This is a genomic window from Pseudomonas sp. 09C 129 (genome assembly GCF_002843625.1).
Taxonomy (GTDB): Bacteria; Pseudomonadota; Gammaproteobacteria; order Pseudomonadales; family Pseudomonadaceae; genus Aquipseudomonas; species Aquipseudomonas chlororaphis.
Window position 1 is genome coordinate 5418065 of record NZ_CP025261.1, and the last position, 19936, is coordinate 5438000.

The window sequence follows — 19936 nt, forward strand, 5'->3', positions numbered from 1 at the left end:
GAAGGTCTGATCACCCGAAAACAAGGGTGACAGGCGAGAGGTAAAGACTGTGGAAGCACATCTGTTGGAATGGCTCAACCTGAGCGTGCGTTGGGTTCACATGATCACTGGCGTGGCCTGGATCGGCGCGTCGTTCTACTTCGTCTGGCTGGAAAACAACCTCAATCGCGTCAACCCCAAGGACGGCCTGTCGGGCGACCTCTGGGCAATCCACGGTGGCGGCATCTATCACCTGGAAAAATACAAACTGGCCCCACCGTCCATGCCGGAAAACCTGCACTGGTTCAAGTGGGAAGCCTACTTCACCTGGATGTCGGGGATCGCCCTGCTGTGCCTGGTGTTCTACTACAACCCGATGCTCTACCTGGTAGCGCCCGGCAGCGGCCTGACCGGCCCTGAAGGCGTGGCCATCGGCATCGGTTCGCTGATCGCCGGCTGGTTTGTCTACGACTTCCTCTGCGATTCGCCCCTGGGCAAGAAACCTGCCCTGCTCGGCTTCATCCTGTTCGTACTGTTGATCGCCGCGGCCTATGGCTTCAGCAAGGTGTTCAGCGGTCGCGGCGCCTACCTGCACGTCGGCGCCATCATCGGCACCATCATGGTCGGCAACGTGTTCCGCATCATCATGCCGGCCCAGCGCGCGCTGGTGGCCGCCATCGCGGAAAACCGCACGCCGGACCCGACCCTGCCGGCCAAGGGCCTGCTGCGTTCGCGCCACAACAACTACTTCACCCTGCCCGTGCTGTTCATCATGATCAGCAACCACTTTCCGAGCACCTACGGTAGCCAGTACAACTGGTTGATCCTGGCCGGGATCGCGGTGCTGGCGGTACTGGTGCGTCACTACTTCAACACCCGCCACGACAGCCACAAGTTCGCCTGGACCCTGCCGGTCGCCGCCCTGGGCATGATCTGCCTGGCCTATGTCACCGGCCCCGCGCAAATGGCCAACAGCCCGGAAGTGGCCAAGGCGCCGGCGAAGATCGAGTACCAGCCACTGCCGGAAACCGCCATTGGCGGCGGCGCCAAGCCTGAAACCGCAGCAACTCCAGCAGCTTCGGCGACTCCCGAAGTGGCCCCGGCACAAGCGTCCACGGCAACCCAGGGCCCGAGCTTCGACAAGGTGCATAACGTGATCCAGGAACGTTGCACCGTCTGCCACTCGGCCAAGCCCACCAGCCCGCTGTTCAGTGCCGCGCCGGCCGGCGTGATGTTCGACACCCCGGAGCAGATCAAGCTCCAGGCCCCACGTATCCAGGCCCAGGCAGTCGCCAGCCAGATCATGCCACTGGGCAACATTACTCAGATGACCCAGCAGGAACGTGACCTGATCGGTGCCTGGATCAACCAGGGGGCACGCACCAACTAGTACCGCGATGCCCGACGACCGCTATCGCGGGCAAGCCTCGCGCCTACAGCATGTGTATTGCTTTTGTAGGAGCGAAGCTTGCTCGCGATCGACCGCCACGCGGTTGGCCTGCTGCAAAAAAGCTGTTCGCAACCACACAGCTTTCTAATCACAAGAATAAGAAGATCCGAGGTGTTGCATGTCCGCGTTAAACGAACCGCGCATCCCCGACGCACCCGCCATTGCGCGACTGCCCCTTTTGCAACTGATCCTGGTCGGGTTGCAGCATGTCCTGCTGATGTACGGAGGCGCCATCGCGGTGCCGCTGATCATCGGACAGGCCGCGGGTCTGAGTCGTGAAGAAATCGCCTTCCTGATCAATGCCGACCTGCTGGTCGCCGGCATCGCCACCCTCGTGCAATCCCTCGGCATCGGCCCCATGGGCATCCGCATGCCGGTGATGATGGGCGCCAGCTTCGCCGCGGTGGGCAGCATGGTGGCCATGGCCGGCATGCCGGGCATCGGCCTGCAGGGGATCTTTGGCGCAACCATCGCCGCCGGTTTCTTCGGCATGCTGATCGCGCCCTTCATGTCCAAGGTGGTGCGCTTCTTTCCGCCCCTGGTCACCGGCACCGTCATCACCTCCATCGGCCTGTCGCTGTTCCCGGTCGCGGTGAACTGGGCGGGCGGCGGCAGCCACAATGCCGAGTTCGGCTCCCCCATCTACCTGGCCATCGCCGCGCTGGTGCTGGGCACAATCCTGCTGGTGCACCGTTTCATGCGCGGTTTCTGGGTGAACATTTCCGTACTGATCGGCATGGGCCTGGGCTACGTGCTCTGCGGCCTGATCGGCATGGTCGACCTCAGCGGCATGGCCCAGGCACCCTGGGTGCAGGTAGTCACTCCGCTGCATTTCGGCATGCCACAGTTCCATCTGGCGCCGATTCTTTCGATGTGCCTGGTGGTGGTGATCATCTTCGTCGAGTCCACCGGGATGTTCCTCGCCCTGGGGAAAATCACCGGCCAGGAAGTCACCCCGCGCATGCTCCGCCGCGGCCTGCTGTGTGATGCCGGCGCCTCGTTTTTCGCCGGTTTCCTCAACACCTTCACCCACTCTTCGTTCGCCCAGAACATCGGCCTGGTGCAGATGACCGGCGTGCGTTGCCGCTCGGTGACCATAGTCGCCGGCGGCCTGCTGATCGTGCTGAGCCTGCTGCCCAAGGCGGCTTTCCTGGTGGCCTCGATTCCCCCGGCGGTACTGGGTGGCGCGGCTATCGCCATGTTCGGCATGGTGGCGGCGACCGGGATCAAGATCCTCCAGGAAACCGATATCGCCGACCGGCGCAATCAACTGCTGGTGGCGGTGAGCATCGGCATGGGCCTGATTCCGGTGATCCGTCCGGAATTCTTCGCCCACCTGCCCCTGTGGATGAGCCCGATCACCCACAGCGGAATCGCCATGGCCACCCTCAGTGCGCTGGCCCTGAACCTGCTGTTCAACATCCTGGGCGGCACCGAACGGGCCGCCAGCAACGCCCGACACGCCCACCAGCATTGAAGCCTGGACGGGGCGGCCCGACAGCCGCCCCTGCTTGACCGTCGATACCCGAAATACACGCACGACAGGCAGACCCGGCACCGCGCCCGGTCGCAGTCGGCGGCTGCCTGCGCCTTGACAATAAAAACAAACAGGGAGCAACACGATGAGACTTGCACACGCACGCCTGCTGCTCGGCGGCGCACTGCTGGCCACGACCCAGGTCATGGCCGGCGACCTGCTGCTGTGGCAGACCAACAGCCTGACGTACCTGTACGGCAAGAACTTCGCGATCAACCCGTCGATCCAGCAGACGGTGACCTTCGAACACGCCGATCGTTGGAAGTACGGCGACACCTTCCTGTTCGTCGACAAGATTTTCTACAACGGCGAGGAAGACCGTAACAAAGGCCCCCACGCCTTTTACGGCGAGTTCAGCCCCAGGCTGTCGTTCGGCAAGATCCTCGACCGCTCATTCGCCTTCGGCCCGGTCAAGGATGTGTTGCTGGCCATGACCTACGAATATGGCGAAGGCGACAGCGAGGCCTATCTGATCGGCCCCGGTTTCGACCTGGCCGTTGCGGGCTTCAACTATTTCACCCTGAACTTCTACCGCCGCCAGACCGAAGGCCCGCGCCCCGGCGACGGTGTCTGGCAGATCACCCCTTCCTGGTCCTACAGCATCCCGCTGGGCCGTTCGAACCTGTTGATCGACGGCTACCTGGACTGGGTGGTGGACAACGACCGGAACGACCGCGGTACCTACCACGCCAACCTGCACATCAATCCGCAGATCAAATACGACCTGGGCAAGGCCCTGCGCCTGGGCGAAAAGCAGCTGTATGTCGGTCTCGAATACAGCTACTGGAAAGACAAATACGGCATTCAGAACAGCGCCAACCTGGACACCAATCAGAACGCCGCCAGCCTGCTGGTGAAGGTGCATTTCTAGAATGACCGGCAAACGTGCCCCAAAGTTGTTTCAAGTGCGCTATTGCAGAGCACTTGAGCAAGGCCGTGGGAGTCAGTATTCTCCGCGGCCGCCTGAATCCGGTGAAAAAAAAAGCCCGGATTTAAAACCTGACCGGAAAGCCAACTTATCCCGGCCTCCGGAAAGTACCAAGGCGTACCGAGTTAAAACCGAATTCACTCTCGATCGACTGTATTCGTACAGGCGCGCGGGAGTTTTTGCGCTTTTTTTTCGCCTTGGCTCAGCTCTTGCTATCAGCAACAAAGCTGACCGATCGGATGATTTTTCAGCCACTAAAAGGTGCCACACCAGAGCACCGGCTTTTAAAGAAAAACGTGGAACCACTTACTTTTTGGGAGCAACCGAATGAACCGCATCTGTAAAGGCCTGATGCTTGCCGGATCCTTGCTGGCAGGGGCCCAGGCCACCGCCGGCGACCTGCTGCAATGGCAGAACAACAGCCTGACCTACCTCTACGGCAAAGACTTCACGATCAACCCGCAGATCCAGCAAACCGTGACTTTCGAACATGCCGATGCCTGGAAGTACGGCGACAACTTCCTGTTTATCGACAAGATCTTCTACAACGGTAAAAAGGACGGCAACGTCGGCCCGAACACTTATTACGGCGAGTTCAGCCCGCGTCTTTCGTTCGGCAAGATCTTCGACCGGAAGTTGGAGTTCGGCCCGATCAAGGATGTATTGCTGGCCATGACTTACGAGTTCGGCGAAGGCGATAACGAGTCCTACCTGATCGGTCCGGGCTTCGACCTGGCAATCCCCGGGTTCGATTACTTCCAGTTGAACTTCTACAACCGCCAGACCGAAGGCAGCCGTGCCGGCGACAATGTCTGGCAGATCACCCCGGTCTGGTCCTACACCATTCCCGTGGGCCGTTCGGACATCCTGATCGACGGTTTCATCGACTGGGTGGTGGACAACGACAAAAACTCCAAAGGCGAGTACCACGCCAACCTGCACATCAACCCGCAGATCAAGTACGACCTGGGCAAGGCGCTGAAACTGGGCGACAAACAGTTGTATGTGGGTATCGAGTACGACTACTGGAAGAACAAGTACGGAGTCAAGGACACCCCCTACTTCGACACCGACCAGAACACCGCCAGCCTGCTGCTCAAGTACCACTTCTGATGCAGTGAGCGCCGTTCCCGTGCGGGTCGCGGGAACGGACTACATCGAATAAATCGATAGCAACGCGCCGATATTCGCAACCATCGATCAGTTGAGCTGGCATAGCATGTCGCTCATCCCAACCTGATCAGGAGTTGCATCGATGACTCAATTTCGCACAGTACTCAGCGTCCATACCGGCCAGCCCGCTTCGGACGGCGCCGGCGTCAGACTGACCCGGGTCTTCGGTGGCCAGGGTGTCGAGCGCTTCGACCCGTTCCTGATGCTCGATGAATTCGGCTCGGAAAACCCCGACGACTACATCGCGGGTTTCCCGCCCCATCCCCATCGCGGCTTCGAAACCGTCACCTACATGCTCGAAGGCCGCATGCGCCACGAGGATCACCTGGGCAACGTCGGCCTGCTGGAAGGCGGTGGCGTGCAATGGATGACCGCCGCCAAGGGCATCATCCACAGCGAGATGCCGGAACAGGAAGAAGGCGTGATGCGCGGCTTCCAGCTCTGGCTGAACCTGCCGGGCAAGCACAAGCTGGACAAGGCCGGCTACCGGGACATTCAACCCCAGGACATCCCCCGCCTGACCACCGCCAATGGCGTGGAAGTGGTGGTGATCGCCGGCCGCTTCGATGACGGCCAGGCGCAGCAGACCGGCGCCGTCGAACGGCCGGACACCGAGCCCCACTACTTCAACCTGCGCCTGCCTGCGGGCGCCAGTATCAGCCCGCGGCTGCCTGCAGGACATCGGGCCCTGCTGTACGTTTATGAAGGTCAGATCGACCTGCCCGGGCATCCGCAACCGGTCGCCAGCAGCAAGCTGGTGCGCCTGTCCGACCAGGGCGAGATTCAGTTGAGCAGTGCCGCCGGCGCCCGTGTGCTGTTGATTGCTGGCAAGCCGCTGGGCGAGCCGATCGTGCAGTACGGACCATTCGTGATGAACACCCGGGAAGAGATCGAGCAGGCATTGCGGGATTTTCGCGATGACAAGCTGACGGCCTGAGCATTGCCCTCAGAAACGCTATCGCGAGCAAGCTCGCTCCTACAGAGATAATAAATTCCCTGTAGGCGAGCCTGCTCGCGATGTTCTTTCAGGCCGTCGCGACCTCTGCCGCCAACCCCAGAAACCGCCGCAGCTCGTCGCGCTTGGCCAAGGCATCGCTGCGCCCCAGCTCGATCAATTCGCTGCAATACCCCGCCTCGAACAGCAGGTAACTCAAGACCCCGGCACCGCTGGTCTTGGTCGCCCCCGGCCCGCGCAGGAACAGGCGCAATGCCGCCGGCAGCTCATGCCGGTGACGCGCGGCGATCTCGTCGATCGGCTGGCTGGGGGCGATCACCAGCACCTCCACCGGCGCCACGCCCAGGGTACGGACGGGCGTGCCCGACGGCAGCAGATGACTGAACTGGTTGAGTCGCTGCAAGAGCTCGATGTCGCTCTCCAGGCTATCAATGAACGTACTGTTGAGCATGTGGCCACCGATCTGCGCCAGCGTCGGCTGCTGCCCGGTGTAGCTGCGTTGCTGGGGCGCCTGCGGATCGATGCCACGGGGGTTGCCGCTGACCCCGACCACCAGCACCCGGCTGGCCCCCAGGTGCAAGGCCGGACTGATGGGCGCCGATTGCCGCACCGCGCCGTCGCCGAAAAACTCCTGGTCGATTTTCACCGGCGCGAACAGCAGTGGAATCGCCGAGCTGGCCAGCAAGTGTTCGACCGTGAGCTCGGTGGGCAGGCCGATACGCCGATGGCGCAGCCAGGCCTCGATGGTGCCGCCGCCCTGGTAGAAGGTCACCGCCTGGCCCGATTCATAACCGAAGGCCGTGACCGCCACCGCCTGCAGATGCTTTTGCGCAATGGCATGACGAATACCGGACAGCTGCAATTTATCGTTCAACAACTGCCGCAGCGGCGAGCTGTTGAGCAACGCCACCGGCACTTGCGCGCCCAGGCCGAGCAGGCTGTGGCCAACGAACCGGGTGGCCTGGCGGATCACCCCGGGCCAGTCGCTGCGAATCACCTGATGGCTGCGAAAGCCCTGCCAGAACGCCGTGAGACGCTCGATGGCCGCGGTGAAATCCAGCGCGCCGCTGGCCAGGCTGACCGCATTGATCGCCCCGGCCGAGGTCCCGACTATCACCGGGAAGGGATTGCTCGCCCCCGCCGGCAGCAATTCGGCAATCGCCGCCAGCACCCCCACCTGATATGCCGCACGAGCCCCGCCGCCGGAAAGAATCAATCCTGTGACCGGTTCCGCTGGGCTCATCGCTACACTCCATGGCGCTGATAAAGGGCTTTCAATCTAGGCTCTGTACGAAAAGTGGCTACACTCGGCCATGCTGCGTTAAAAACAGGCTCGTGCGCGAATCCGATCGGAATGCTCATTTAGGCCCCTAAAGTCGAACGCGACCCCGGCCGTTCCTCGCCTGTTTTTGCCTTGCCTGACCTTCGCTCGCCGACTTTTCGTCCTAGAGCCTAACGCGATAAATTCAACCGCGCTTCTTATACAGCTTCGGCTCGCCTGGCGGACGGCTCTTGAAGCGCCGATGAGCCCACAGATACTGCTCCGGACACTCGCGCAGCACACCTTCGATCCACTGGTTGATGCGCAGGCAATCGGCCTCTTCGGTCTCACCCGGGAAATCCTGCAACGGCGGGTGAATCACCAGCCGATAACCACTGCCATCGGCCAGCCGCTGCTGAGTGAAAGGCACCACCAGGGCCTTGCCCAGCCGGGCGAACTTACTGGTGGCGGTGACCGTCGCCGCCTGGATGCCGAACAGCGGCACGAACACGCTCTGCTTGGCGCCGTAATCCTGGTCCGGTGCGTACCAGATGGCCCGCCCGGCGCGCAGCAGCTTGAGCATGCCGCGCACGTCTTCACGCTCCACCGCCAGGGAATCCAGATTGTGCCGCTCGCGGCCACGACGCTGGATGAAATCGAACAGCGGGTTCTTGTGCTCGCGGTACATGCCGTCGATGGTGTGCTGCTGGCCCAGCAAGGCGGCGCCGATCTCCAGGGTGGTGAAGTGCAGGGCCATGAGGATCACGCCCTTGCCTTCCAGCTGCGCCTGCTTGAGATGCTCCAGGCCTTCGACATGGGCGAGGCGCGCCAGGCGCGGCTTGGACCACCACCAGCTCATGGCCATTTCGAAAAAGGCGATGCCGGTGGAGGCGAAGTTTTCCTTGAGCAGGCGCTTGCGCTCGGCGGCGGACTTTTCGGGGAAACACAGTTCCAGGTTGCGCTTGGCGATCCGCCGACGCTCACCGGCCACCCGGTACATCAGCGCGCCCAGGGCACGACCGATCCACAGCAGCAACGGATAAGGCAGTTGAACCACCAGCCATAGCAGACCCAGACCCAGCCACAGCGGCCAAAAACGGGGATAAAGAAATGCAGCTCGAAAACGCGGGCGATCCATTACAGATTCCGGACAGACAACAAGGTCGCGCATTCTACATCGGTTCGACCCGGCTTGCGGCCCGCGGGCGTTCTCGTTATAAGTCTCGGCACTTTTAGTGACAAGCCGCTTTATGCCGACCATGAGCCAAACCGAATCGCAAGACCTGGATCCTGTGTTCCAGTTGAAGGGCAGCATGCTGGCCATCACCGTGCTGGAACTGGCCCGCAACGACCTCGAGGGCCTCGATCGCCAACTGGCGGCGAAGGTCGCGCAAGCCCCGAATTTCTTCAGCAACGCCCCGCTGGTGCTGGCGCTGGACAAACTGCCGGCCAGCGAAGGCGCGGTCGATCTGCCCGGCCTGATGCGCGTCTGCCGTCACCATGGTCTGCGCACCCTGGCGATCCGCGCCAGCCGCATCGAAGACATCGCCGCGGCGATCGCCGTCGACCTGCCCGTGCTGCCGCCTTCCGGCGCCCGGGAACGACCGCTGGAACCGCAGGAAAACGAAGCCCGGAAAAAGCCTGAAAAGCCGCCTGAGCCGACCATCAAGCCCACCCGAATCATCACTTCGCCAGTACGCGGCGGGCAGCAGATCTATGCCCAGGGTGGCGATCTGGTCGTGACCTCCTCGGTCAGCCCGGGTGCGGAACTTCTGGCCGATGGCAACATCCATGTATACGGCCCGATGCGCGGTCGAGCGCTGGCCGGGGTCAAGGGAGATACCAAGGCACGGATTTTCTGTCAGCAATTGAGCGCTGAACTGGTGTCCATCGCCGGCCAGTACAAGGTTTCCGAGGACCTGCGGCGCGATCCGTTGTGGGGTGCCGGGGTCCAGGTCAGCCTGTCGGGTGACGTGTTGAACATCACACGTCTTTAACGGATACTGCCGCATTTTCCAAGCATCTCTAAAACGTAGCGAATACGGCTCAAACGAAGTAGGAGCAGGTGTTAACCGACCTCCAGCCAAGGCTGTCCGACTGCAGTAGTTTTCAAGAGATGTTTTTCAGGGGCTAAAAGTCCTTTTTCCTTAGGGGTGAAACACCTTGGCCAAGATTCTCGTGGTTACATCCGGCAAGGGTGGTGTGGGTAAGACCACCACCAGCGCCGCTATCGGTACCGGCCTCGCTCTGCGCGGCCACAAAACTGTCATCGTCGACTTCGACGTCGGCTTGCGTAACCTCGACCTGATCATGGGTTGCGAACGTCGCGTGGTGTATGACTTCGTCAACGTGGTCAACGGCGAAGCCAACCTGCAGCAAGCCCTGATCAAAGACAAGCGCCTGGAAAACCTCTACGTACTGGCCGCCAGTCAGACCCGCGACAAAGACGCGCTGACCCAGGAAGGCGTGGAAAAAGTGCTGATGGAGCTCAAGGAAACCTTCGAATTCGTGGTCTGCGACTCCCCGGCCGGTATCGAGAAAGGTGCTCACCTGGCCATGTACTTCGCCGACGAAGCGATTGTCGTGACCAACCCGGAAGTTTCCTCGGTACGTGACTCCGACCGCATGCTGGGCCTGCTGGCCAGCAAGTCCAAGCGCGCGGAGAACGGCGAAGACCCGATCAAGGAACACCTGCTGCTGACCCGCTACAACCCTTCGCGCGTCAGCAACGGCGAAATGCTTGGCGTCGAAGACGTCAAAGAGATTCTCGCAGTAACGCTGCTGGGCGTGATTCCAGAATCCCAGGCAGTACTCAAGGCTTCCAACCAAGGCGTTCCGGTGATTCTCGATGACCAGAGCGACGCCGGCCAGGCGTACAGCGATGCTGTCGACCGTCTGCTGGGTAAAACCGTGGAACACCGGTTCCTTGATGTTGAGAAGAAGGGATTCTTCGAGCGCCTGTTTGGAGGTAGGTAATGAATCTTTTTGACTTCTTTCGTGCCAGCAAAAAAGTAAGCACCGCGTCGGTAGCGAAAGAGCGTCTACAGATCATCGTGGCGCATGAACGCGGCCAGCGCACTACCCCTGATTACTTGCCTGCCTTGCAGAAGGAACTGGTGGAAGTCATCCGCAAGTACGTCAATATCGGGTCCGATGACGTGCATGTCGCCCTGGAAAACCAGGGCAGCTGCTCGATCCTGGAACTCAATATCACCCTGCCTGATCGCTGATCGATTCGGCTGGAGCCACGGCGGCTCGGTCCCTCGGTTTTTCTACAGGAGCACAGGTGCTCCTGTAGACGCCGGGTCGATCGAGCCGCCGTTGGCGTTTGTTACGAGGCTGTTTTAATGCCGCTGTCGAATATCCGCATCATTCACCAGGACGCCGCCGTCCTGGTGGTGGACAAGCCCACCCTGCTGCTCTCCGTGCCCGGCCGGGCCGATGACAACAAGGATTGCCTGATCACCCGCCTGCAGGAAAACGGCTACCCGGAAGCCCGCATCGTCCATCGCCTGGACTGGGAAACCTCCGGCATCATCCTGCTGGCCCGCGACCCCGATACCCATCGCGAACTGTCCCGGCAATTTCACGACCGCGAGACCGAAAAAGCCTACACCGCCCTGTGCTGGGGCCAGCCGGAACTGGACAGCGGCAGCATCGACCTGCCACTGCGCTACGACCCGCCGACCAAACCGCGGCACGTGGTGGACCACGAATTCGGCAAGAACGCCCTGACCTTCTGGCGAGTGCTGGAACGCTGCGGTGACTGGTGCCGCGTCGAGCTGACCCCGATCACCGGGCGCTCGCACCAGTTGCGGGTGCATATGCTGTCCATTGGCCACCCGCTGCTGGGCGACGGCCTGTACGCGCATCCGCAAGCACTGGCCGCCTGGCCACGCCTGTGCCTGCACGCCAGCATGCTCAGCTTCACCCATCCGCAGAGTGGCGAACGCCTGCGCTTCGAGTGCCCGGCACCGTTCTGATCGAGAGCGACCACCGTAGCGGGACGCCCCTCGATTGAGGGGCATACGGACACGGAAAAATCTGATCAGAAATGAAGATTAATCTGAACAATTTGTTATGAATTTGTGAAAATAATATTAAAATAGTGGCTATTCGACATTAAGGCAGGAAGCCCTCGTGCTCAGCAGTCAGCCATTTCAACGCGATTACCCTTTCACCTTCTGCTTTCTGAATACCACCCTGCACCTTCGCGAAAAACCTTCGGCAGACGCCTGCACAGCCCTCGAACAACTCATCCGCCAACGTCACGCCCACAAACAGACCCGCGCCAGCACCCCCTTGGCGACCGGCGAGACACCGCTGTTCGCCAAGGTGCAGCCTCTGGATACGCTCAAGGCGAAAGTTCGCGTCACCCTGGGCAAGCCCCAGCGCAACGGCCGCTTCGACTGGCCGCTGGAAGAGCTGATCAACACCGTCGAAGCCCAGCGACGCGGCGTACAGATGTCCGACCTTGAAGGATTCGGCTATACCCGGGATCGCCTGGGGCTGGTACAGGAATACTTCATCATTACCCGCCTGCTGGATGATTACGTCGACGGCGTACAGTGGTTGCGTAACAACCCGGACAAGATCGAGCCTTTTATCCGCGATGCATTCGGCCTGCTGCACTCCCTCGCGCAAAAGAACATCACCCACATGGATTTCTGGGCCGGCAACATCATGATCAGCCCCCAGGCTCCGCTCAAGGCCATCGACTTCGAGAACTGCTTCGCGACCATCACGCCCCATGCCAGCGAAACCCTGGGTTTTCAGTTGGGTTTCTTCTATCGCCGCGAAGTCTACAAACTGATCACCGAAGCGCAGTACGACGTGCTGGTGGAGGAGTACCTCGATCAACTGCCGGGCATTTGCGCAGAGAAATTCAATGAGGTTTACCAGGCCAGCAAGCATGAATATGTGGGTCGCAAGCAACGCCGCGAAGTGTTCCTCAAAGGCAACCTGATCACTGGTTGAGCCGTTTTCCCTGCCGCGATGAATGTTGTCTCCCTCAACGGCATTGCGCCTGCAATGCCGCGAGCCGATACGGTAAACTCGCGCCACTGCTGTCTGGAGTTACTTATGCGCGAAGAGTTGAACCAGGGCCTGATCGACTTCCTCAAGGCCTCCCCTACCCCTTTCCATGCAACCGCCAGCCTCGTACAACGCCTGGAGGCCGCGGGCTACCAGCGTCTCGACGAGCGCGAGCCGTGGACCACCGAAGCCAACGGTCGCTACTACGTCACCCGCAATGACTCCTCCATCGTGGCCGTCAAGCTGGGGCGGCATTCGCCTCTGCAAGGCGGGATCCGCATGGTCGGCGCGCACACCGACAGCCCGTGCCTGCGGGTCAAGCCGCAACCTGAGCTGCAACGCCAGGGCTTCTGGCAACTGGGCGTGGAAGTCTATGGCGGCGCCCTGCTGGCGCCCTGGTTCGACCGCGACCTGTCGTTGGCCGGCCGCGTCACCTTCCGTCGCGACGGCAAGGTTGAAAGCCAGCTGATCGACTTCAAGGCGCCCATCGCGATCATCCCCAACCTGGCGATTCACCTCAATCGCGAAGCCAACCAGGGCTGGGCCATCAATGCCCAGACCGAGTTGCCGCCGATCCTCGCGCAATTCGCCGGCGACGAGCGGGTCGACTTCCGCGCGGTGCTGACCGACCAGCTGGCCCGCGAACACGGCCTCAACGCCGATGTGGTGCTCGATTACGAGCTGAGCTTCTACGACACCCAAAGCGCGGCGGTGATCGGCCTGCACGGCGACTTCATCGCCGGCGCGCGCCTGGACAACCTGCTGTCCTGCTACGCCGGCCTGCAAGCCTTGCTCAACGCCGACACCGAGGAAACCTGCGTGCTGGTCTGCAACGACCACGAAGAAGTCGGCTCCTGCTCGGCCTGCGGCGCCGACGGCCCGATGCTCGAACAGACCCTGCGCCGCCTGCTGCCCGAAGGCGACGAATTCGTGCGTACCATCCAGAAGTCGCTGCTGGTCTCGGCCGACAACGCCCACGGCGTGCACCCCAACTACGCCGACAAGCACGATGCCAACCACGGCCCGAAACTCAACGCCGGCCCGGTGATCAAGGTCAACAGCAACCAGCGCTACGCCACCAACAGCGAAACCGCCGGTTTCTTCCGCCACCTGTGCATGGCCGAGGAAGTGCCGGTGCAAAGCTTCGTGGTGCGCAGCGACATGGGTTGTGGCTCGACCATCGGCCCGATCACCGCCAGCCACCTGGGCGTGCGCACCGTGGATATCGGCCTGCCGACTTTCGCCATGCACTCGATCCGCGAACTGTGCGGCAGCCACGACCTGGCCCACCTGGTGAAGGTCTTGAGCGCGTTCTACGCCAGCCGCGATCTGCCGTAAGCCCCATGTAGCCGCTGCCGCAGGCTGCGACAAGCCCGAAGGGCTTCAGCGATCCCAAGATCCTGCGCCTGTTTTTACAGGTGATCGCAGCCAGCGGCAGCGGCTACAGGGTGCCGCAGCATTTCTGATGCACATCAACCCGAACCTCGCCAAAGCCACCTAGACTTAGGACTATCCCCTTCCGACAAGGCTGTCGCCATGATCTCGATGTCTTCGTTCCACGCCATGCTCATTCCCATTCTCTCGGGAATGATCCTGTTGGCCATCGGCTACAACTTCCGCGACAAGAACGCCGGCATCTTCAGTATGTGGGCCGGTATGCTGCTGATCCTCGGCACCGTGATCTACAAGATCCTCGCCAAACTCGCCGAATAAATCCGCCGTCCAGGCTCGCATTGGTATTGGCTGCCTCGTACACTCGGTCGATCCGCTTTTTCTGAGGTTGACCGCCCAGTGTTCGCTCGTCTTTCCGTTCTGCCCTACTGCCTGTTTCTCTGTCTCCTGACACTATTGCCGCTCTCATCGGCCCAGGCAGTGGGTTTGCCGGGCCTGCTCAACAGCGGCAAAACCCAGCCACAAGCCGAGCAGCCCCTGGGGCAGTCGCTGGATGAAGTGATCAAGTCCCTGGAAAACGACCAGCAACGCACCCAGTTGCTGACCGACCTGAAAAAACTCCGCGACGCCACGAAGAAGGCCCAGACGCCCGCCGAAGAAGGCGTGCTCGGCCTTATCGGCGGCACCCTGTCCAGCTTCGAAAAACAGTTCTCCGGCGCCGACAGCCCGATCACTCGCTGGTCGAACGAATTCGATCAGGCCCAGGATGAACTGGCGGCCCTGATGCTGCCGGCCAGCGAATGGCTGCCGATCATCTTCGCCTTCGCCCTGATCCTGATGGTCTGGAGCCTTCTCGCCGCGGCGCTGATCTGGCTCAGCCACCGCCTGCGCGAGCGTTTCGGCCTCACCGAAGAACTACCGCAACACCCCAAGACCTGGGACCTGCTGCGCTTCGCCCTGCGCAAACTGGGGCCCTGGCTGATCGCGTTGATCATGACCGTGTACATGACCTACAAACTGCCCTCGTCCCTGGGCAAGGACCTGGCCATGGTCCTGGCTTATGCGCTGGTGGTCGGCACCTGCTTCTCGGCGATCTGCGTGATCGCCTTTTCCGTGCTGGACGGTCCGAACCGTCACCGCGCGCTGTACATCCTGCGTCGCCAGGCGTTCCGGCCGTTGTGGCTGATCGGCAGTTTCGCCGCCTTCGGCGAGGCCTTGAACGACCCACGGTTGATCGCCAGCCTGGGCAGCCACCTGGCGCACACCGCGGCCACCTTCGCCAATGTGATGGCGGCCTTGTCCACCGGGGTGTTCATCCTGCGTTTCCGCCGGCCGATCGCTCACCTGATCCGCAACCAGCCGCTGTCCCGCCGCCTGACCCGCCGCGCCCTGAGCGACACCATCGAGATCATCGGCACCTTCTGGTACCTGCCAGCGCTGGTGCTGGTGGCCATTTCCCTGTTCGCCACCTTCATTTCCGCCGGCGATACCAGCACCGCGCTGCGCCAGTCGCTGATCTGCACCGTGCTGCTGGTGCTGTGCATGGTGATCAACGGCCTGGTGCGCCGCCATTCCCTCAAGCCCCAGCGCGGGCACAAACGCCACGCCCTGTATTCCGAGCGCCTCAAAGGCTTCTTCTACACCCTCGCCCACCTGCTGGTGTGGCTGGTGTTCATCGAACTCGGCCTGCGGGTCTGGGGCATGTCGCTGATCCGCTTCACCGAAGGCGACGGCCACGAAATCAGCGTCAAGCTGTTCAGCCTCGGCGGCACCCTGCTGTTCGCCTGGCTGATCTGGATCCTCAGCGACACCGCGGTGCACCACGCCCTGACCCGCTCGCGCAAAGGCCTGGCCAATGCCCGGGCGCAGACCATGATGCCGCTGATCCGCAACGTGCTGTTCGTGGCGATCTTCATCATTGCCCTGATCGTCGCCCTGGCGAACATGGGCATGAACGTCACGCCGCTGCTGGCCGGTGCCGGTGTGATCGGCCTGGCCATCGGTTTTGGCGCCCAGTCGCTGGTGGCCGACCTGATCACCGGCCTGTTCATCATCATCGAGGACTCCCTGGCCATCGACGACTACGTGGATGTCGGCGGCCATCTGGGTACCGTCGAAGGCTTGACCATCCGCACCGTGCGCCTGCGGGACATCGACGGCATCGTGCACACCATCCCGTTCAGCGAAATCAAGAGCATCAAGAACTACTCCCGGGAGTTCGGCTACGCGATCTTCCGGGTGGCCATTCCGTACAACATGGACATAGACGAAGCCATCAAACTGATGCGCGATGTCGGCCAGAAGATGCGCACCGACCCGCTGCAACGGCGCAACATCTGGTCGCCGCTGGAGTTCCAGGGGGTGGAAAGCTTCGAGTCCGGCAACGCGATTCTGCGCGCCCGCTTCAAGACCGCGCCGATCAAGCAATGGGAGGTGTCACGGGCCTTCAACCTGTCCCTCAAGCGCCACCTCGACGAAGCCGGAATGGACCTGGCCACGCCACGCATGAGCGTGCAGGTGATCACCGCCGGCGGTGGGCCCCAGCAAGAGGAGTAAGGCGTCCGGCCGCGTCTCGGCAAGGGCGCGGCCGCACTCTCCAGGGTTGGGGCGGTCACAGGTTCTGGCACCTGAGCAGCACAACACTAATCATGGAGAGAGTCCCCTATGCAGCTATCCGCTATCGCCCAAGCCTGCCTGATCGGCGTCCTGGCCTTGTCCGGCCAGGCCGCCAACGCTGTCGACGACAGCGCCATGGAACAGGCCCGCCAGCACATCGCCGAACAGGCCAAGGCCCTGGAGCCAGTGCTGCTGGAAACCCGTCGCGATATCCACGCCCACCCGGAACTCGGCAACACCGAACAGCGCACCGCACAACTGGTAACCACGCAATTGCGCGCCCTGGGCCTGGAGGTCAAGACCGGCGTCGCCCGCACCGGCGTGGTGGCGGTGCTCAAGGGTGCCCTACCCGGCCCCACCGTGGCCTTGCGCGCCGATATGGACGCACTGCCGGTCAAGGAAGTCGCGGACCTGCCATTCGCCTCCAAGGCCAAGGGGCGCTACCTGGACAAGGAAGTGGACGTCATGCACGCCTGCGGCCACGACGCCCACACCGCCATCCTGCTGAGCACGGCGAAAATCCTCAGCGACATGCGCGAGCGCCTGCCCGGCACCGTGGTGTTCTATTTCCAGCCCGCCGAAGAAGGCCCGAGCGATTTCATCCCCGACGGCAAGAACATCTGGGGCGCGAAGATGATGGTGCAGGAAGGCGTGATGAAATCGCCCAAGCCGGACGCAGTGTTCGGCCTACATGTCTGGGCCGGGATTCCGGCCGGACGCATCGCCTACCGCCCAGGCCCGACCCTGGCCAGCTCCGACGACCTGCGCATCAGGATTCTCGGCAAGCAGACCCACGCCGGCCGCCCCTGGGACGGCATCGATCCGATCACGGTCGGTGCCCAGGCCATAGTCGGGCTGCAGACCGTGGTCAGCCGCCGCACCGACATCTCGTCGTTTCCCTCGGTGGTCAGCATCGGCACCATCAACGGTGGCACGCGCTACAACATCATTCCCGAGTCGCTGGACATGAGCGGCACCATCCGCTCGTACGACTACGGCATTCGCCAGAAGCTGCACAGCGATGTGCGCCAGACCGTGGAAAAGATCGCCGAAAGCGGCGGCGCCAAGGCCGAGGTGACCATCATCGAGAAGTACGACCCGACCATCAACGACCCGGCCCTGACCGAAAAGATGCTGCCGAGCCTGCGCTGGGCGGCCAAGGACGATGTGGTGCAGGGCCCGCTGGTGGGGGGCGCGGAAGACTTTTCCTTCTATGCCAAGGAGGTACCGGGGCTGTTCGTGTTTCTCGGCGTGACACCGCGGGACCAGGACATGGCCAAGGCCGCGCCGAACCACAACCCGGGGTTCTTTGTCGATGAATCGGCGCTGGTGGTGGGCGTGCGTACCCTGGCGTCATTGACCACGGATTATCTGTTTGCCGGGGCCAAACCTTAAGGACTGGCCCCTGGCGTCATCGCGAACAAGCTCGCTCCCGCACCGGGAGCGGGCTCAGACCACATCGACGCCGACATGGATCGCGTCGTGGCGCCAGAACTCCAGGTCGCAGTCGATCAGGCGCTGGTGCTGGTCGTAATTGACCCGGGCAATCCGCAACCCGGGGCTGCCGGCCGAAACCTTCAACGCCGCGGCCGCCTCCACCGGCAAGGAGGTCGGCACGATCTCGAAGCGCACCCGCCCGTAATGCAGGTCGTAGTGCCGGGCATACAGCTCGGTGATCGACTGGTTCAGGTCGAACTCGAGAATGCCCGGAAAGTACTGCGGATTGAGGTAGTGCTCGACATACAGCACCAGACGCTCGTCGATGCGCCGTACTCGACGGATCTGGATCACGCTGGACAGCGCCGGCAGTTGCAGCCAGGCACAGACCGCCGCTGAAGCCGGTTGCAGGCGCGCCGAAATCATCTCGGTCGACGGCACCCGCCCCTGGGCGCTGACCATCGCGTGAAAATGGCTGCGCTGCATCAGGTTGTAGGCCAGCCGTGGCGGCGAGACGAACCAGCCGCGCCGCTCCTCGCGGTAGATCTGGCCCTGGGCCTCCAACTGCAACAAGGCTTCGCGCACGGTAATCCGCGTAGTGCCGAACAACTCGCTGAGCTTGCGCTCGGCCGGCAGCTTGCTACCGGGTGCCAACAACCCGTGATCGATCTGTTCCTGCAGGACCTGCCCAATGGCTGTCACCGCCTTGACTGCCTCTTCGCGCATCAACGTTACCTATCTGGACTAGACCAGCACTGTTTCAGGGCAAAACGTGCCTGGGAAAAAGGCACTCAGCCTTCACCGAGAGCCTAGGCACTGCATATGACTGACAGATGACAACGCCGCCAAATCGCTGTGCCAGACACCTGCAATTGGCTGGCCAAGTCCTTTCATATCAGCTGTTTAGCCCTGGGCTACGCTTATCTCGCAGACCCGTGCCTGACACTCGCAAACGCCTTGCAGGACTGATGCCGACATCAAAGTGTCATCCAGCCGGCTTAAATTGGCTCAGGTATTGCTGACCTAGACCAACAACGTTAGACAAACCCAGCGTTGAACACGCCCAAAGGAGCTTCGGATGAAACAGCTTTTCCTGGCATCACTGTTAGGCTCGACCATTGCCCTGTGCACCGCCGCCATGGCCGCCGATACCGACTTGAAGACCCTGGAAGCCGCGGCGAAAGCCGAAGGCGCCGTCAACAGCGTCGGCATGCCCGACGACTGGGCCAACTGGAAAGGGACCTGGGAAGACCTGGCCAAGTACTACGGCCTCAAGCACATCGACACCGACATGAGCTCGGCCCAGGAGATCGCCAAGTTCGCCGCCGAGAAAGACAACGCCAGCGCCGACATCGGCGACGTCGGCGCGGCCTTCGGCCCGATCGCGGTCAAGCAGGGCGTGGTCCAGCCTTACAAGCCAAGCACCTGGGCACAGGTCCCGGACTGGGCCAAGGACAAGGACGGCAACTGGGCGCTGGCCTACACCGGCACCATTGCTTTCATCATCAACAAGAAGCTGCTGCACGGCTCCGAAGCCCCCAAAAGCTGGGCCGACCTGGAGAAAGGCAAATACAAGGTCTCCATCGGCGACGTGAGCACCGCTGCCCAGGCCGCCAACGGCGTGCTGGCCGCGGCCATCGCCAAGGGCGGCGATGAAAAGAACATCCAGCCGGCGCTGCTGATGTTCGCCGAGATCGCCAAGCAGGGGCGCCTGTCCCTGGCCAACCCGACCATCGCCACCATGGAAAAGGGTGAAGTGGAAGTCGGCGTGGTCTGGGACTTCAACGGCCTGAGCTACCGCAACAAGATGGTCAACAAGGACGACTACATCGTGCTGATCCCGTCGGACGGTTCGGTGATCTCCGGCTACACCACCATCATCAACAAATACGCCAAGCACCCGAACGCGGCCAAGCTGACCCGTGAATACATCTTCAGCGATGCCGGCCAGATCAACCTGGCGCGCGGCAATGCCCGTCCGATCCGCGCCGAGCACCTGACCCTGCCCGCCGAAGTCCAGGCCAACCTGCTGCCCAACGAGCAGTACAAGAAAGTCACGCCGATCAAGGACGCCGACGCCTGGGAGAAAACCTCCAAGGGCCTGCCACAGAAATGGCAGGAAGAAGTGATCATCAACATGCAGTAATGCTGCATCCGTAGGAGCGAGGATTGCC

General features: G+C 62.0%; 19 protein-coding genes. 16 read left to right on the forward strand and 3 right to left on the reverse strand.

The features are described from left to right. The first annotated feature begins 49 nt into the window (after nt 1-49). From CXQ81_RS24045 to CXQ81_RS24065, 6 genes are all read left to right on the forward strand, one after another. Complete coding sequence (locus CXQ81_RS24045; protein ID WP_101338764.1) at nt 50-1369, forward strand: urate hydroxylase PuuD; 1320 nt, start codon at nt 50-52, stop codon at nt 1367-1369. A 178-nt stretch (nt 1370-1547) separates the two neighbouring features. Then, nucleotides 1548-2906, forward strand: a complete 1359-nt coding sequence (locus CXQ81_RS24050; RefSeq protein ID WP_101338765.1) for a nucleobase:cation symporter-2 family protein — start codon at nt 1548-1550, stop codon at nt 2904-2906. A gap of 145 nt (nt 2907-3051) precedes the next feature. Further along, nucleotides 3052-3837 carry an outer membrane protein OmpK gene (locus tag CXQ81_RS24055; RefSeq protein ID WP_101338766.1) on the forward strand — a complete coding sequence of 262 codons (786 nt, stop codon included), beginning with the start codon at nt 3052-3054 and terminating at the stop codon, nt 3835-3837. Between the two features lies 1 nt (nt 3838). Next, nucleotides 3839-4225 carry a hypothetical protein gene (locus CXQ81_RS31125; RefSeq protein WP_124298129.1) on the forward strand — a complete coding sequence of 129 codons (387 nt, stop codon included), beginning with the start codon at nt 3839-3841 and terminating at the stop codon, nt 4223-4225. Then, on the forward strand, nt 4222-5007 hold the full coding sequence (locus CXQ81_RS24060) for an outer membrane protein OmpK (protein WP_101338767.1): 786 nt from the start codon (nt 4222-4224) through the stop codon (nt 5005-5007). The genes CXQ81_RS31125 and CXQ81_RS24060 overlap by 4 nt, the downstream gene beginning before the upstream one ends. A 142-nt stretch (nt 5008-5149) precedes the next feature. Continuing rightward, nucleotides 5150-6004 (forward strand): pirin family protein, encoded by an 855-nt coding sequence (locus CXQ81_RS24065; RefSeq protein ID WP_101338768.1) that lies wholly within the window; start codon nt 5150-5152, stop codon nt 6002-6004. Nucleotides 6005-6092: 88 nt separating this feature from the next. Here CXQ81_RS24065 and CXQ81_RS24070 read toward each other — a convergent pair whose 3' ends face one another. After that, a complete protein-coding gene (locus CXQ81_RS24070) occupies nt 6093-7265 on the reverse strand; it encodes a patatin-like phospholipase family protein (protein WP_009045063.1) in 1173 nt (390 codons plus the stop codon). 223 nt (nt 7266-7488) lie between these two features. Then, the gene (locus CXQ81_RS24075; protein ID WP_038576968.1) at nt 7489-8421 is read right to left on the reverse strand and encodes a lipid A biosynthesis lauroyl acyltransferase; all 933 of its coding nucleotides are present in this window, start codon (nt 8419-8421) and stop codon (nt 7489-7491) included. Between the two features lie 121 nt (nt 8422-8542). Between CXQ81_RS24075 and minC the strand changes: the two genes are divergently transcribed. The 9 genes from minC to CXQ81_RS24115 all read left to right on the forward strand — a co-directional run bounded on the left by minC (nt 8543) and on the right by CXQ81_RS24115 (nt 17720). Then, nucleotides 8543-9280, forward strand: a complete 738-nt coding sequence (minC, locus tag CXQ81_RS24080) for a septum site-determining protein MinC (protein WP_009045065.1) — start codon at nt 8543-8545, stop codon at nt 9278-9280. Between the two features lie 166 nt (nt 9281-9446). Further along, nucleotides 9447-10259 carry a septum site-determining protein MinD gene (minD, locus tag CXQ81_RS24085; RefSeq protein ID WP_007928664.1) on the forward strand — a complete coding sequence of 271 codons (813 nt, stop codon included), beginning with the start codon at nt 9447-9449 and terminating at the stop codon, nt 10257-10259. After that, nucleotides 10259-10513 (forward strand): cell division topological specificity factor MinE, encoded by a 255-nt coding sequence (minE, locus tag CXQ81_RS24090; protein ID WP_007928666.1) that lies wholly within the window; start codon nt 10259-10261, stop codon nt 10511-10513. The genes minD and minE overlap by 1 nt, the downstream gene beginning before the upstream one ends. 117 nt (nt 10514-10630) lie before the next feature. Then, the gene (locus CXQ81_RS24095) at nt 10631-11266 is read left to right on the forward strand and encodes an RluA family pseudouridine synthase (RefSeq protein WP_007928667.1); all 636 of its coding nucleotides are present in this window, start codon (nt 10631-10633) and stop codon (nt 11264-11266) included. Between the two features lie 157 nt (nt 11267-11423). After that, on the forward strand, nt 11424-12260 hold the full coding sequence (locus tag CXQ81_RS24100) for a hypothetical protein (protein ID WP_101338769.1): 837 nt from the start codon (nt 11424-11426) through the stop codon (nt 12258-12260). A gap of 105 nt (nt 12261-12365) precedes the next feature. Further along, nucleotides 12366-13655, forward strand: coding sequence for a M18 family aminopeptidase (locus CXQ81_RS24105; RefSeq protein WP_007928670.1), 1290 nt, complete (start codon nt 12366-12368; stop codon nt 13653-13655). 198 nt (nt 13656-13853) lie between these two features. Further along, entirely contained in the window at nt 13854-14030 is a 177-nt protein-coding gene (locus CXQ81_RS31300) for a hypothetical protein (protein ID WP_007927853.1), read from the forward strand. 78 nt (nt 14031-14108) lie between these two features. Continuing rightward, entirely contained in the window at nt 14109-16265 is a 2157-nt protein-coding gene (locus tag CXQ81_RS24110) for a mechanosensitive ion channel family protein (RefSeq protein ID WP_101338770.1), read from the forward strand. A 108-nt stretch (nt 16266-16373) separates the two neighbouring features. Continuing rightward, nucleotides 16374-17720 (forward strand): amidohydrolase, encoded by a 1347-nt coding sequence (locus CXQ81_RS24115; RefSeq protein ID WP_101338771.1) that lies wholly within the window; start codon nt 16374-16376, stop codon nt 17718-17720. A 54-nt stretch (nt 17721-17774) separates the two neighbouring features. On the opposite strand, the gene phnR is transcribed toward CXQ81_RS24115, so the two are convergent. Further along, the gene (phnR, locus tag CXQ81_RS24120) at nt 17775-18488 is read right to left on the reverse strand and encodes a phosphonate utilization transcriptional regulator PhnR (protein ID WP_009050226.1); all 714 of its coding nucleotides are present in this window, start codon (nt 18486-18488) and stop codon (nt 17775-17777) included. 352 nt (nt 18489-18840) lie between these two features. Between phnR and CXQ81_RS24125 the strand changes: the two genes are divergently transcribed. Beyond that, nucleotides 18841-19908 carry an ABC transporter substrate-binding protein gene (locus tag CXQ81_RS24125; RefSeq protein ID WP_101338772.1) on the forward strand — a complete coding sequence of 356 codons (1068 nt, stop codon included), beginning with the start codon at nt 18841-18843 and terminating at the stop codon, nt 19906-19908. The last annotated feature ends 28 nt before the right edge of the window (nt 19909-19936 follow it).